The sequence below is a fragment of the Kineococcus anabasis genome, from assembly GCF_054590795.1.
The window spans coordinates 59,783-72,950 of sequence record NZ_BAAIHU010000004.1; the positions used below are offsets into that span (position 1 = coordinate 59,783).

At 76.5% G+C, this 13,168-nt stretch carries 13 protein-coding genes and 1 pseudogene; 6 read left to right on the forward strand and 8 right to left on the reverse strand.

What is annotated here, in order from left to right; translation table 11 throughout:
• Positions 1-134 precede the first annotated feature (134 nt).
• A complete protein-coding gene (locus tag ACYQBY_RS07855; RefSeq protein ID WP_459643352.1) occupies positions 135-1,262 on the forward strand; it encodes an NAD(P)/FAD-dependent oxidoreductase in 1,128 nt (375 codons plus the stop codon).
• On the opposite strand, the gene ACYQBY_RS07860 is transcribed toward ACYQBY_RS07855, so the two are convergent.
• The 5 genes from ACYQBY_RS07860 to ACYQBY_RS07880 all read right to left on the reverse strand — a co-directional run bounded on the left by ACYQBY_RS07860 (position 1,246) and on the right by ACYQBY_RS07880 (position 5,015).
• The gene (locus tag ACYQBY_RS07860) at positions 1,246-2,085 is read right to left on the reverse strand and encodes an anti-sigma factor (protein WP_459643298.1); all 840 of its coding nucleotides are present in this window, start codon (positions 2,083-2,085) and stop codon (positions 1,246-1,248) included. The two genes, ACYQBY_RS07855 and ACYQBY_RS07860, sit on opposite strands and share 17 nt — an antisense overlap.
• Positions 2,072-2,740: an RNA polymerase sigma factor gene (locus ACYQBY_RS07865; RefSeq protein WP_459643299.1), complete on the reverse strand. Its 669-nt coding sequence runs from the start codon at positions 2,738-2,740 to the stop codon at positions 2,072-2,074. The genes ACYQBY_RS07860 and ACYQBY_RS07865 overlap by 14 nt, the downstream gene beginning before the upstream one ends.
• A 79-nt stretch (positions 2,741-2,819) precedes the next feature.
• Positions 2,820-3,536, reverse strand: coding sequence for a class F sortase (locus tag ACYQBY_RS07870; protein WP_459643300.1), 717 nt, complete (start codon positions 3,534-3,536; stop codon positions 2,820-2,822).
• Complete coding sequence (locus ACYQBY_RS07875) at positions 3,533-4,345, reverse strand: DUF4397 domain-containing protein (RefSeq protein ID WP_459643301.1); 813 nt, start codon at positions 4,343-4,345, stop codon at positions 3,533-3,535. Before ACYQBY_RS07875 ends, ACYQBY_RS07870 begins: the two co-directional genes overlap by 4 nt.
• Positions 4,346-4,583: 238 nt before the next feature.
• A complete protein-coding gene (locus ACYQBY_RS07880) occupies positions 4,584-5,015 on the reverse strand; it encodes a pyridoxamine 5'-phosphate oxidase family protein (protein ID WP_459643302.1) in 432 nt (143 codons plus the stop codon).
• A gap of 232 nt (positions 5,016-5,247) precedes the next feature.
• On the opposite strand from ACYQBY_RS07880, the pseudogene ACYQBY_RS07885 reads away from it, so the two are divergent.
• A pseudogene (locus ACYQBY_RS07885) lies at positions 5,248-5,908 on the forward strand (thymidine kinase).
• 15 nt (positions 5,909-5,923) lie between these two features.
• On the opposite strand, the gene ACYQBY_RS07890 reads toward ACYQBY_RS07885, so the two are convergent.
• Both ACYQBY_RS07890 and ACYQBY_RS07895 read right to left on the reverse strand, forming a co-directional pair.
• Positions 5,924-6,715 (reverse strand): GPP34 family phosphoprotein, encoded by a 792-nt coding sequence (locus ACYQBY_RS07890; protein ID WP_459643303.1) that lies wholly within the window; start codon positions 6,713-6,715, stop codon positions 5,924-5,926.
• A 27-nt stretch (positions 6,716-6,742) separates the two neighbouring features.
• Positions 6,743-7,507 (reverse strand): SDR family NAD(P)-dependent oxidoreductase, encoded by a 765-nt coding sequence (locus tag ACYQBY_RS07895; RefSeq protein ID WP_459643304.1) that lies wholly within the window; start codon positions 7,505-7,507, stop codon positions 6,743-6,745.
• An 87-nt stretch (positions 7,508-7,594) separates the two neighbouring features.
• Between ACYQBY_RS07895 and ACYQBY_RS07900 the strand changes: the two genes are divergently transcribed.
• The 3 genes from ACYQBY_RS07900 (at position 7,595) to ACYQBY_RS07910 (ending at position 11,337) form a co-directional block, all read left to right on the forward strand.
• Positions 7,595-8,194 carry a DUF1802 family protein gene (locus tag ACYQBY_RS07900; RefSeq protein WP_459643305.1) on the forward strand — a complete coding sequence of 200 codons (600 nt, stop codon included), beginning with the start codon at positions 7,595-7,597 and terminating at the stop codon, positions 8,192-8,194.
• A 149-nt stretch (positions 8,195-8,343) separates the two neighbouring features.
• Positions 8,344-10,944, forward strand: a complete 2,601-nt coding sequence (locus ACYQBY_RS07905; RefSeq protein ID WP_459643353.1) for an MGH1-like glycoside hydrolase domain-containing protein — start codon at positions 8,344-8,346, stop codon at positions 10,942-10,944.
• Between the two features lie 48 nt (positions 10,945-10,992).
• A complete protein-coding gene (locus tag ACYQBY_RS07910; RefSeq protein WP_459643306.1) occupies positions 10,993-11,337 on the forward strand; it encodes a bifunctional 3-phenylpropionate/cinnamic acid dioxygenase ferredoxin subunit in 345 nt (114 codons plus the stop codon).
• Positions 11,338-11,379: 42 nt separating this feature from the next.
• Here ACYQBY_RS07910 and ACYQBY_RS07915 read toward each other — a convergent pair whose 3' ends face one another.
• On the reverse strand, positions 11,380-12,258 hold the full coding sequence (locus tag ACYQBY_RS07915) for a hypothetical protein (RefSeq protein WP_459643307.1): 879 nt from the start codon (positions 12,256-12,258) through the stop codon (positions 11,380-11,382).
• 443 nt (positions 12,259-12,701) lie between these two features.
• Between ACYQBY_RS07915 and ACYQBY_RS07920 the strand changes: the two genes are divergently transcribed.
• A complete protein-coding gene (locus tag ACYQBY_RS07920; RefSeq protein ID WP_459643308.1) occupies positions 12,702-13,103 on the forward strand; it encodes a hypothetical protein in 402 nt (133 codons plus the stop codon).
• The last annotated feature ends 65 nt before the right edge of the window (positions 13,104-13,168 follow it).

Below are 13,168 nucleotides of genomic sequence, written 5' to 3' on the forward strand. Positions count from 1 at the left end.
GTGCGCCGGTGCGGAGCGGCGGAGCACCTCCATCCTGCTGAACGCTGCTCCATTCTGCTACGTGGCGACTGCGCTGGGTCGTGAAATGGCCGCCCGGGGCCGTCGGCGGCAGGATGCGGCGCGTGCCGGAGCAGATGTGGGACGTGGCCGTCGTAGGGGCCGGTCCCGCCGGCAGCGCCGCCGCGCTGGCGGCGCTGCAGGCGCGCCCCGGTGCCCGCGTGCTGCTGCTGGACCGTGCGGACTTCCCCCGCGACAAGCCCTGCGGGGACGGCATCGCCCCCCACGCCCTCGACGTCCTCGCCGGCCTGGGCGTCCCCCACGCCGCCGCCGGCTACGCGCCGGTGCACCGCCTGGAGCTGGGCTTCCCCGGTGGGCCGGTCGCCGCGGGCACGATGGCCCGGCCCGCGCACGTGGTCCCGCGGCGGGTGTTCGACGCCCGCCTGGTGGAGGCGGCCGTGCGCCGCGGCGCCGTGCTGCGCCGGCACCGGGTGCGCGAGGTCGAGGTCCACCCGGACCGGGTGGTGCTGGACGGCACCGCGGCGCGGGTGGTGGTGGGCGCCGACGGGGCGCACTCGCTGCTGCGGCGGGTGGCGGGGGCGCCGGCGCCGCGCCGGGTGGCCTTCGCGATCCGCGGGTACGCCCCCGCCCCGGACGCCGCGGCGCAGGTCATCGCGTTCGGCACGGCCCGCTGGCCCTCGTACGCCTGGTCCTTCCCCGTCGGCGACGGCCGCGCCAACGTCGGCTACGGGGAGCTGCTGGCGCCGGGGCAGACGCTGAGCCGGGAGGTGCTCGTCGCGGGCGTGGAGGAGCTGCTGCCCGGCGCGGGATCGGGGGCCGGGGACTGGCGGGCGCACCACCTGCCCCTGTCGACGGGCCGCTCCCGCCAGCCGGACGGGCGGGTCCTGCTCGCCGGGGACGCCGCGTGCCTCATCAACCCCGTCACGGGTGAGGGCATCTACTACGCGGTGCTGTCGGGGTCGCTGGCCGGGCGGGCCGCGGTCGCGGCGGAGGACCCCGGCGCCGGCTACCGCCGCGTCCTGTCGGCCGCGCTCGGCGGGCACCTGCGCTCCACGGACGCGGCGGCCGCCCTCAGCCGCTCCCCGCGCGCCCTGACCGCCGCGGTGCGGGGGGCGCGCGCGGACCCGGGGGTATTCGCGGACCTGGTGGAGCTGGGGCTGGGCGCCGGGCTGCTGACGCCCCGTGCGCTCGGCGGGCTGGTGCGCGGTGCGGTGGCCGGCTCGCGCCTCAGCCCTCGAGGGTGAGGGTGCCCCGCAGCACGCTGTCGCTGGAGTGACCCGGGTCCCCGTCCAGCGGCTCGCGCGAGACGTCGACCACGGCGAAGCGCTCCAGGTCGACGCCCGCGGGCAGCGGCACCCGCGCCGAGGGGCCCACGACGGCGCCGAGCGACACGAGCCCGCCCTCGGGCGAGAGCAGCCACACCTCGTAGAAACCGCCGTCCGGGTCGGGCAGGTCGCGGACGTCGACGGCCAGCTCGCGGTGGTCCCCCACCGCCAGCACCCGGGCCGAGCCCGCGCCCGCCCGCGCGAGGGGGGCCAGGTCGGCCCGGGCCAGCGCCACCGGCCCGGGGGCGTCGCGCTCCGGCGTGCGCCCGCCCAGGGCGAGCCCGGCACCGAGGCCGCCGGCGAGGCCGGCGAGCAGCGCGGCGGCGACGGGCAGCCAGCGGCGGCGCCCCGCGGTGCGCGGGGCGGGGAAGGCCACGACCCGCCCCCCGGGTCCGGGTGCGGCGGAGGTCGCCTCGTCGGCGGGCGCGACGGGAGGTGCCTCGTCCGCGGGCGCGACGGGAGGTGCCGCCTCCGCGGGCGCGGGGTCGGCGGCGGCCTCCCAGGAGGTCCCGGTCTGCGCCGCGATCGCCTCCCACGTCCCGGCCGGGGGCGGGACCGGCACCGGCTCCGCGCCGCGGCCCGCGCGGACCACCCGCCGCCACGCGTCCAGCTCCGCCGCGCAGCTCCCGCAGGACGTCACGTGCGCGGCCGCCCCCGGGCCGGCGTCCTCGCCCAGCGCCAGCAGCACCAGGTCGTCCTCGGGCACGTGGAGGGACGGGGCGTCCCGCTCAGGAGGTCGCATCGCCGGCCTCCAGACGGTCGCGCAGGCGCCGCAGGGTGCGGCGCAGGTGGCTCTTGACGGTGCCCACGGGGAGCGCGGTCCGCTCCGCGATCTGCACGTGGGTGAGGTCCTCGAAGAATGCCATCCGCACCAGGGTGCGCTGCGGCTCCCCGATCCGCTCCAGCTCCTCCAGGACGAGCATCCGGTCCAGCAGCTCCTCCTGCGGCTCCGTGCCCCGCCCGTCCGAGGCGTCGCGGGCACCGGTGAGGGTCACCGGGTCGGTGGCGACCTCCTCGTGCACGTGCCGGGCGCCGAGGGCGTCGGCGATGCGGTGGCGGGTGATGCCCACCAGCCAGGCGGGCAGCGGGCCGCGGGACGGGTCGAACCCGGCGCGCGACTGCCACGCGGAGACGAACACCGCCTGCACGACGTCCTGGGCGTCGGCCGGCCCGAGGGCGCGCAGCGCCAGCCCGTGCACGAGGGCGCCCCACCGCGCGAAGGCCTCCGCGAGGGCCTGCTCCTGACCGGCGCGGAAGGCCAGGGCGACGGCGGCGTCGTCGTCGGGTGCGCCGCCGGCCGGTGCCCCCGGCGCGGACCGGGCCGCACCCGGGGGGCCGGCGCGGAAGGCGACGACCTCGCCGTCCTCGCCCGGCAGGTGCGGGGAGGGCGGCGGCATGGGCGAACCGTACGGCAGCCTCGCGGCACCCCGGGGCGGGCCCACCACACCGGCTCGCGACCCGTCGAGCGGCACCGGGTCAGCCGAGGGGCTCGGCGACCACCACGACGTTGTCGCTGTAGGTGCGCTGTGCCGCATCCCAGTCGCCTCCGCACGTGACGAGCACCAGCCGGGCGGGGCCGGTGCGGCGGAACAGGTCCGCCGCCGGCAGCCGGTCCTTGGGGAACGACTCCCGCGCGGTGATGCCGAACCGGCGTTCGGAGCCGTCCGCGTACCGGATGCGCACCACGTCCCCGCGCCCGGCGCGGGCCAGGTCGAACAGCGCACCCGGACCGTCGGCGTAGGTGTCGACGTGCCCGGCGAGGACCGCGGAGCCGGGTGCGCCCGGCACCGGTCCCCACCGGTACCAGCCGACGTCGTCGCCGTCGGCCGGCACGTCGAGGGCGCCGTCACCGCGCACGCCCACCGGGACGACGTCCGCGTCCAGCCCGAGGGCGTCCACGACCACCGCCACGGGCAGGGGCAGGGGCACAGGAGGGGGCACGGGAGGAGGCGCGGCGGAGGGTGCGGGTGCGGACGGGGTGGGCCCGGTGCCCGCCGGGAGGGGGTCGGCGGGCACCGGGAGCAGGGGCGCGGTAGGGGCGGGGGCGGCGGCGGGCGCGGCCAGCGCCGCCCGCACGTCCCCGTCGGCCGGGGCGTCCCCCCGCCACGACGACAGCACGAGCACCGCCCCCGCGAGGGCCGCCGCCGCCGGTGCGGCGCGCCGGGCGCGCCGCACCGCGGCGGAGCGGCTCACGCCCGGACGCGGGACGCCCTCGCGCGGCCGGCCGCCACGGCCGCACCGGCCAGCAGCAGCACGCCCGCGGCGGTGGTCCAGCCCACCGGTCCGTCCGCCAGGCCCCCCTCGCCGGCGGGCACCCCCGTCGGGGCGGAGCCGACGCCGTCGACCGTGCGGGTGAGCAGGGCGAGGTTGCCGTCCTGCGCGGAGCCCCACGCGTACACGACCGTGCGGGTGCCCTCGGCGAGGGTCAGGTCGGCGGGGCCGATGGCGACCTGGTCGGTCCCGGCGAGCACGACGTCGGCGCTCACGGTTCCCGCCGGGACGGTGGCGGAGGCCTCCCGCGGGTTCTCCAGGCCGGGCAGCACCGGCTGCCCGCCGGCGCGCACGTCGACGGCGGGTGCGGCGGCGACGTGCCGCACGGTGAGGCCGGCCTGGCCCGCGGGGACGGCCGAGGTGTCCTCCACGAAGGGCGTCAGGGTCGGCTGCCCGGAGGCCGACAGGTGCGCCGCGACGGTGATCGTCGCCCCCGCGGGCACGGCCACGTCGTCGGCGGAGACCGCGGGCTGCGCGGTGGCGGGGTCGGCGCCCGCCGGGAACACGGCGAGGTCGTAGGAGCCGGCGGGCAGGCTGAGGGGGCCGGCGGAGGTGCCCGGGCGGAAGTCGCCGGCCACCTCCTGGCCGTTGGCGTACACGTCGACCGTCAGCCCCGGGACCGCGTGCAGGACCGTGACGCTGGCGTCGCCCGAACCCGCGGCCGAGGCGGGGGCGGCGGCGAGGAGCAGGGGCAGTGCGGCGGCCGCAGCGGCGGCGAGCGTGGTGCGCATGGTTCCTCCTGGTGACGTGGCGGGTCCTGGTGGACCGCCTCGCCCCTCCTTCCGGCGGGAGGCCGTTCCCGGATGCACCGCGGCGCCACCGGGTGCTGTGGTCCCCGTCACACCGGCGGGGCCGCCGCGGACGGTACCGGCGCGACCGCCGCGGGCGGCACCGGCGGGACGCCCGTGGACGGCGAGGAGGGCCCCGCTCGGGTGAGCGGGACCCTCCTGGCGACCGGGGCGAGGGAGGTCAGACGCCGAGCAGCGCCTCCGGGGTGCTCGGGCTGGCGGCGCCGGCGAGCATGCGGCGGCCGGTCAGCTTCTGCAGGCGCAGGTGGATGACCTGGCTGCTGTCCTCGGGAGCCCAGGTGCCGAGCTCACCGCTGAGGCGCTGGGAGTCCTCCAGGGGGAGGATCCGGGCGCGCCCCACGGCGGTGACGCTCCAGCCGGTGCGCTGGTCCACGTCGACGACGTGGACGTTCAGCGCGATCGTCGCGTTGGCCACGGCACGGGCGAAGATGCTGTCGGCCGTGGTGCGGATGAGGACCTCGTCGCCGTCGACCAGGTAGTTGACGGTGCGGATGGCGGGCAGGGCGTGCTCGGTGTACGCGATCACGCCTACGCTCCGCGACGCGAGCAGCTCCTTGCACTCCGGTGTGCTGATCTCCTGCGTGCTCCCCATGTCCGGTTCCTTCCCTCGCGCCCCGACGCGCCGGGCCCGCCCGGTGCGGGACAGGTCGTTACCGACACGTTAAGTACCCCACCGTAAGCGGAGAGGTACCATTCTGACTAGATCCGCTACCGCCCGCGCACCCGCCCCGACCTGCGGAAACGCTTTTCTCCACCCTGCACCGAACGCTCCGGCAGGCGCGCCGTGACGGCCCGGCCGCCGCGGCTGCGGCAGGATGGCGCCCGTGGCGGAGCTGGTGTTCTTCTCGGGGACGATGGACTGCGGCAAGTCGACCCTCGCGCTGCAGATGGACCACAACCACGCCGCCCGGGGCCGCCGCGGGCTGCTGTTCACCCGCTTCGACCGCGCCGGCGACTCCGTGATCTCCAGCCGCCTCGGGCTGCGCCGCGACGCCGCCGAGGTCCACGACGGCACCGACTTCCTCGCCGAGCTGACGTCGCGCTCGGCCCGCGGCGAGCGCGTCGACTACGTCGTGTGCGACGAGGCGCAGTTCTACTCCCCCGAGCAGGTGGAGCAGCTCGCCCACCTCGTGGACGACCACGACGTCGACGTGTTCGCCTTCGGGATCACCTCGGACTTCCGCACGCGCCTCTTCCCCGGCTCGGCCCGGCTCGTGGAGCTCGCGGACCGGGTGCAGGTCCTCCAGGTCGCCGCGCTGTGCTGGTGCGGGGCCCGCGCCACCCACAACGCGCGCACCGTGCACGGGGAGATGGTCGTCGAGGGCGAGCAGGTCGTCGTCGGGGACGTGCACGCCGACGCCGCCGAGGCCCCCCGTGGAGTACGAGGTGCTGTGCCGGCGCCACCACATGCGCCGGCAGAGCGCGGCCTCGGCGCCCGTCGCCCGGCAGGCGCGGCCCGCGGACGCGGTGGGCGCGGGGGCCTGAGCGCCGCCGGCGGCCTCAGCCACCACCGTCCCCTCCACCCCCTCCTCCGCCGTCGCCGCCACCACCACCGTCGCCGCCGTCGCCCCCGCTCCAGCCGCCGCCGTCCCAGCCGCTCCCCCAGTCGCCGGAGCCGGAGTCGTCGCCCGTCCACCGCGCGCCCCGGCACAGGTGCCGCACCACGTCCTCGAGGTCCTCCAGGGCGGCGAGCACGCCGGGCGGCACCTCCCGCGAGCGGCCCAGCAGCGCCACCACCTCCGCGGCGGGGAGCCGGCCCGTCGCCTCCCGCACGTATGGCCCCGCACCGGCCAGGGCGCCGGCGGCCGCGAGCAGGCACACCAGGGTCGCCGCGCGGGGCTCGGCGGGCCGGCCGGCCGTCACCAGCGCCGTCGCCAGGCGGCGCTCCACGCCGTCGCGCGCCGCGGGCGCGCACACCGGCCAGCGCACCACCGGGAACAGCCCCAGCACCCTCCGCCGCCGCTCCTCCAGCACCCCGGCCGCCGCGAGGGCGTCCACGGCGGGGCGCCACTGCCCCGGCGCCGCCAGGGTGGCCACCTGCCGGGGCAGGACCTCCCGCGACTTCGGGGTGCACCGCTCCCACGCACGGTGCAGCCGCGGCGCGGGCGGCTCACCCGCGCCGGGCGCCCAGCGCAGCCTGCGCACGGCCGGGTCGGGCACCACCGCACCGTCCAGCAGCAGCCCGGCCAGCAGCGCCCCGGCCAGCAGGGCGTCCGCGGACCGGGCCGGCAGCCAGCGGCGGCCCGTGGTGGCGTGGACGAGCAGGACGGCGGCCTCGTCGGCGAGGATCACGGCACGGACGCTAGCGCCCGGCGGTCCTCACCAGAGGGTGTAGCCCCCGTCCGCCACGAGGACGGAGCCGGTGATGAAGCTGGCGGCGTCGCTGGCGAGGAACACCACGCTCGGGGCGATCTCCTCCGGCGAGGCGTAGCGCTGCTGCGGGGCGTCCTCGATCCAGTGCCGCCGGAACTCCGGGCGGTCGACCGGCGCCATGTCCGTCTTCACGTAGCCCGGGGCGACCGCGTTGACCCTGATGCCGAGCGGTGCCCACTCCGCCGCCAGGGACCTCGTGAGCTGGTGCACCGCGGCCTTGGAGGCGTTGTACGCGGGCTGCATCTGCGGCCGGTTCACGATCATGCCGGAGATGGAGCCGATGTTGACGATCGAGCCGCGCCCGGCTTCCCGCATGACGCGGCCCACCGCCAGGCTCGTCCTCCACAGCGCCCGCACGTTGAGGTCCATCACCGCGGCCCACTCCTCGTCCGTGACCTCCCACGACGGCGCGTGGTAGCAGGTCCCGGCGTTGTTCACGAGCACGTCCAGGGACCCCAGCGCCTCGTGCGCCTCGGCGACCGCGCGCTCCAGCTGCGCGTCGTCGGTCAGGTCCGCGTCCACCCGGACCAGGTCCAGCCCGGCCGCGCGGGCCTCCTCCACCACGGCCTGGGTGCGCTGCCCGTCGCGGGCGAGGACCGCCACCCGCGCCCCCGCCTGCGCCAGGGCCGTCGCGAACGCCTTGCCGAGACCCTGGTTGCCGCCCGTCACCAGGGCGGTGCGGCCGGAGAGGGAGAACACGTCGTAGCTCATGGGACCTCGCTTCGTCGCCGGATCCGTCCGCTCGCGCGGCGCGCGGGCAGTCTCCACCCCTGCCGCGCCGTCCTCCAGACTGGGGTGGTGAGCACCACCGGGACCCTCGTGCCGGCCCTGAAGGAGTGGGGGGCCGTCGCGCACGCCCTCCTCGACGGCCGGCAGGCGCTGCTGCTGCGCAAGGGCGGCATCCACGAGAAGCGGTTCGAGGTGGGCGCCTCCCGCTTCCTGCTGTTCCCCACCGTCGCGCACAGCCACGCGGGGTCGGTGCGCCCGGAGCACCACGACCTGCTGCCCCTCGGCGAGGCCGACGCCGGCACGGACGAGCTGGTGCTGCGGGTGGGCCTGGAGGTCTTCGCCGTGGTGCCCGTCGAGCGGCCCGAACAGGTGGACGACCTGGTGGACCTGCACATCTGGACCCCGGAGTCCGTGCGCGCCACCCGCGTCGACTTCCGGCCCCGCCACCGCCTCACCGCCCTCGTCGTGCGCGCCGTGGAGCTGGGAGTACCGCCCGCGCGGAGCGCAGGGGGAGGGGCACCGCTGCGGCTGCGCCGCCTGCCCGAGCACGGCGGCTGCCGCAGCTGGCTGGAGCTGCCCCTGGCGTGGCCGGAGGGCGGCGGGCGCGTCGTGCACGACGACGGGCACCTCGCCTCGGTCGCCGCGCGGGTGCGCGAGCGCGTCGGCTGACGCACCTCGGGAACACACCGTTCACACCGACGGGGCAGGATGGGCACGTGAGCTCCCGTCGCTGGCCCGACCAGTCCGGCCCCGGCCGCTACCCCAGTGCCGAGCACGCCCGCCTGGCCGCCTCGGCCGGTGACGACGCGCCCTGGCGGATGTGGGGGCCGTACCTGGCGGGCCGGCAGTGGGGCACCGTGCGCGAGGACTACTCCGCCGACGGGGACGCCTGGACCTCCTTCCCCTTCGACCAGGCCCACGCCCGCGCCTACCGGTGGGGCGAGGACGGCCTGGGCGGCATCTCCGACCGCTACGGCTTCCTCAACTTCTCCGTGGCCCTGTGGAACCGCCGCGACCCGGTCCTGAAGGAGCGCCTCTTCGGCCTCACCAACGGCGAGGGCAACCACGGCGAGGACGTCAAGGAGTACTGGTGGTCCGTGGACGGGACCCCCACCCACTCCTGGATGCAGTGGATGTACCGCTACCCGCAGGCGGAGTTCCCGTACCAGCAGCTGCGCGAGGAGAACGCCCGCCGTGGCCGGGACGAGCGCGAGTACGAGCTCGGCGACACGGGCGTGCTGGACGGCAACCGCTTCTTCGACGTCATGGTCAGCTACGCCAAGGCGTCCCCGGACGACGTGTGCATCACCGTCAGCGCCACCAACCACGGCCCGGACCCCGCGCCGCTGGACCTGCTGCCGCAGATCTGGTTCCGCAACACGTGGGCGTGGGGCTGGGACCCGCGGCAGGGCACCATGAGCCAGATGCTGCCCCCGACGCTGTCGGTGGCGGGCGTCGAGGCCGTCGAGAGCGAGCACGCCCACCTCGGGCGGTACTACCTGGCCGCCGAGGGCTCCCCCGAGGTGCTGTTCTGCGACAACGAGACCAACCGGGTCGGGCTGTTCGGGGCGCACCGCAACCGCACCCGGTACACCAAGGACGGCATCAACCAGCGCGTCGTGTTCGGCTCGCGCACGTCCGTCAACCCCGCGCGCAGCGGCACCAAGGCCGCGTTCTGGTACCGGTTCGACGAGGTCGCGCCGGGGGCGACGGTGACGGTGCGGCTGCGGCTGTCGCACCTGCCGCCGTCGTCGTCCACGTTCGGCCCCGGCTTCGACGACGTGCTGGAGGAGCGCCGCACCGAGGCGGACGAGTTCTACGACCACGTCATCCACCCCCGGGTGCAGGGCGAGGACCGGCACATCGCGCGGCGCGCCTACGCGGGGCTGCTGTGGTGCAAGCAGCTGTACCGCTACGACGTGCGCCAGTGGCTCGACGGGGACCCGTCGGGCGACCCGCCGCCGGAGGAGCGCGCCGAGCCCGGGGCTCGCAACACGGCGTGGCGGCACCTGTCCATCGCGGACGTGATCTCCATGCCGGACGAGTGGGAGTACCCGTGGTTCGCCGCGTGGGACCTCGCCTTCCACGCCATCCCCCTGGCGCACGTCGACCCGGACTTCGCCAAGGAACAGCTCGTGCTCATGTGCCGCGAGTGGGCGATGCACCCCAACGGGCAGCTGCCGGCGTACGAGTGGGCCTTCGGGGACGTGAACCCGCCCGTGCACGCGTGGGCGGCGTGGCACGTGTACCGGATCGACGGCTACCGCGACCAGCAGTTCCTCATCCGGGTCTTCACGAAGCTGCTGCTGAACTTCTCGTGGTGGGTGAACAACAAGGACGCCGACGGCTCGTACATCTTCGAGGGCGGCTTCCTCGGGATGGACAACATCGGCCTGTTCGACCGCTCCGCCCCGCTGCCCCCGGGCTTCCGGCTGGAGCAGTCCGACGCGACGAGCTGGATGGCGTTCTACTGCCAGCAGATGTTCAAGATCGCGCTGGAGCTGTCCCGGCACGACCGGGCGTGGGAGGACGCCGCGACGAAGTTCCTGGAGCACTTCCTCTCGATCGCGCAGTCGATGAACTCGTTCGGCTCGCACAGCCGGTCGCTGTGGCACGAGGAGGACGGCTTCTTCTACGACGTGCTGGTCCGCCCCGACGGCAGCGCCGAGCCGATGCGGGTACCCTCGATGGTCGGGCTGCTGCCGATCCTGGGGGCCACGGAGGTGCCCTCCTGGATCGCGGAGGAGTGCCCGGACCTGACGCGGCGGCTGCGCTGGCTGCAGCACCGCCGCCCGGACGTGACGGGGCCGCTGATGTCGCGCTCCACCCCGGAGGGCCGGCGGATGCTGCTGTCGCTGCTGGACCCGGAGCGGCTGCGCTCCATCCTCACCCGCATGTTCGACCCGGGGCAGTTCCTGTCGCCGTTCGGCATCCGGTCGCTGTCGGCGGCGGTGAAGGACACGGTGCACACGGAGGTCGGGGGCAGGAGCTCCTCCATCGAGTACGAGCCGGGTGAGTCCCGCACCCCGCTGTTCGGCGGCAACTCCAACTGGCGGGGGCCGGTGTGGTTCCCGGTGAACGTGCTGCTGGCGGACAAGCTGCGCACGTACGGGCGGCACTTCGGGGACTCCTTCACGGTGGAGGTGCCGGCGGGGTCGGGGATGCACCTGACGCTGACGGAGTGCGCCGACCTCATCGACGACGGCCTGGTGTCGCTGTTCCGCCCCGTGGACGGGCGCCGTCCGACCGACGGGAACCGCATCGAGGCGAGCGACGACCCGCTGTGGCGGGAGCACCCGACGTTCAGCGAGTACTTCGACGGCGACACCGGCGAGGGGCTGGGCGCCACCCACCAGACGGGCTGGACGGCGCTGGTGGCCCACCTGCTGAACCCGCGCCTGCCCCCCGGCCCCGTCTGAGCCCGACCGGGCCGGAACGAGGCCCCGAGCACCACGAGGAGGATGCCCATGCCCGCGCAGACGACCCCCGGGGACGGCGACGTCGTCGCCTGCACCCTGGACGAGCTGCCTCCCGGTGAGGTGGTCCGCCTGGACCTGGAGGTCCCGGTGGCGGTGTTCAACGTCGACGGGGAGCTGTACGCCATCGACGACACCTGCACCCACGCCGAGGCGTCGCTGTCGGAGGGCGAGGTGTGGGAGTGCGCGGTGGAGTGCCCCCTGCACGCGGCCGAGTTCGACCTGGTCACCGGGAAGCCGTCCGGGCCGCCGGCGATCCGGGCGGTGCGCACGCACGCGGTGTCCGTGGTGGACGGCGACGTCGTGGTGCACGTCGGGACGCCCCGCCCCCGCTGAGGCGGCACCGGGCTCCCTCGCGGGGGAGCCCGGTGCGGGGTCTCAGGCCGCCCGCAGGCCCGCGTCGCCGGGGGTGGTGAGGGCGAGCAGCAGGTCGCGGCCCTGCCGGCAGCGGGGCAGCGCCCGGGAGGCGGGCCGGGAGGGACCGGCTCCGGTGCCGGCGCAGTCGGCGGCACGCAGGGTGAGGTCCTCCCAGCGGCGCGCCGGGTACAGCGCGTCCAGGTCGGCCCCGCAGCCGGTGGCGGAGCGGCTGAGCAGCCGGCGCTGGGCCGAGGCGTCGAAGGCGAGGACGGACCGCCCGCCCGTCACGGCCAGCAGCCGGGGCGCGACGTCCCGCAGGGAGGCGGTGCGGGGCACGTCGGTGCCGGCGGGACAGCAGCAGAGGTGGCCGGACACGCAGGGGTGCAGGTCGACGAGGACGTGCAGCAGGGCGGCGCCGGTGGCGGCGTCGAGCACGGCGATCTCGAGGGCGGGGCTGCCGGGGTCGGGGGTGCAGGCGGCGAGGAGGACGGCGGCGCCGGGCGCGGTCACCCGCCGCGCCCAGCGGCGGGTCTCCCCGGCGAGCTCGCGGGCCTGCCGGCGCTCGGCGCCGAGCAGGTGCCACGCCCGCTCCAGGGGGCGGCGGGAGGTGTCGGCGGCGGCGGCCAGGTGCTCCCGGACGGTGCCGGGCACCTCCGGCGTCTGCGGACGGGATCCCTCCAGCGCCTCGAAGGCGGCCCGCAGCTCGGCGAGGGCCTCCTGCCGGGCGACGCCGAGCACGTTGCCGCAGCGCCGCGCCTCGGCGGCGAGACGGCGGTGGAAGGCGGCGTCCTGGTGGGGTTCACCGCCCCACCACTCGGCGGTCCCGGCGGGGCTGAGCAGGACCCGGCCGCTGCGCCGGTCGCGCGAGCCGAGGACCACGGGTACGTCCGCGGCGATCACCCAGGGCCGCCCACCCCGGTGGGTGGGGGTCGCAAGGGTCCGCACGGGAGCGATCCGAACGTCCATCGTGCACCTCCGTCGGTGCTGTCCGTCGTGCTGGTGCCGGGCCGTGTCCTCGACGCCGACAGGAGCGACGCTACGCCCCGCCGCCGACACTCTCGCGCCGGCGCCACGGTGTGCGTCACCCCTCCGGAGAGGCTTCCCCACCCCCCGGATACGCCGTCCGGAGGACCGGATCGACCAAGGGGTCACGTAGAGCGACCAGAGGGGCCCGATCGGGCGGAGCCGTCCGACGCCTGCCATATTTGGTGACTCTCAGCTACCTCGATCGTCGGACAAGCGCCCGAACGGGTGACGGGGAGGCGAATGGCGTTTAAGGAATCTCGCTCTGTGCCGATGACTACACCAGGTTGCTAGTCCGGCACAGTCAGTAAGGAGCAGACATGTCGCACCGCGGTGTCACCTGGAAGGGCCCTCGTCTGGCCGCCCTCGCGCTCGGCGCCGTCATCGCCGCCGCGCCCGTCGCGACCGCGACCAGCGCGCTGGCAGCACCTTCCGGGACCACGGTCGGCACGGGCACCAGCGCCCAGGACTCCACCACCGACCGCTCCCGCTGGGCGAGCACCACGGACCGCTCCCGCTGGGCGAGCACCACGGACCGCTCCCGCTGGGCGAGCACCACGGACCGCTCCCGCTGGGCGAGCACCACCGACCGCAGCCGCTGGGCGAGCACCCCGACGTCCGCCACGGTCTCCACCACCGGCTCCACCGCGGACCGCTCCCGCTGGGCGAGCACCACGGACCGCTCCCGCTGGGCCAGCACCGAGCGCTCCCGCTGGGCCTGAGCCCGCGGCACCACACCTTCCCGGCAGGCCCCACCGCGCACCGCGCGGTGGGGCCTTCGTCGTCG

Bases quoted from the DNA above. Each gene is read 5' to 3' on its own strand.
- ACYQBY_RS07855 (WP_459643352.1), top strand. From the start codon at position 135: ATGTGGGACGTGGCCGTCGTAGGGGCCGGTCCCGCCGGCAGCGCCGCC.
- ACYQBY_RS07860 (WP_459643298.1), bottom strand. From the start codon at position 2,085: ATGCGACCTCCTGAGCGGGACGCCCCGTCCCTCCACGTGCCCGAGGAC.
- ACYQBY_RS07865 (WP_459643299.1), bottom strand. From the start codon at position 2,740: ATGCCGCCGCCCTCCCCGCACCTGCCGGGCGAGGACGGCGAGGTCGTC.
- ACYQBY_RS07875 (WP_459643301.1), bottom strand. From the start codon at position 4,345: ATGCGCACCACGCTCGCCGCCGCTGCGGCCGCCGCACTGCCCCTGCTC.
- ACYQBY_RS07880 (WP_459643302.1), bottom strand. From the start codon at position 5,015: ATGGGGAGCACGCAGGAGATCAGCACACCGGAGTGCAAGGAGCTGCTC.
- ACYQBY_RS07895 (WP_459643304.1), bottom strand. From the start codon at position 7,507: ATGAGCTACGACGTGTTCTCCCTCTCCGGCCGCACCGCCCTGGTGACG.
- ACYQBY_RS07905 (WP_459643353.1), top strand. From the start codon at position 8,344: ATGTGGGGGCCGTACCTGGCGGGCCGGCAGTGGGGCACCGTGCGCGAG.
- ACYQBY_RS07910 (WP_459643306.1), top strand. From the start codon at position 10,993: ATGCCCGCGCAGACGACCCCCGGGGACGGCGACGTCGTCGCCTGCACC.
- ACYQBY_RS07920 (WP_459643308.1), top strand. From the start codon at position 12,702: ATGTCGCACCGCGGTGTCACCTGGAAGGGCCCTCGTCTGGCCGCCCTC.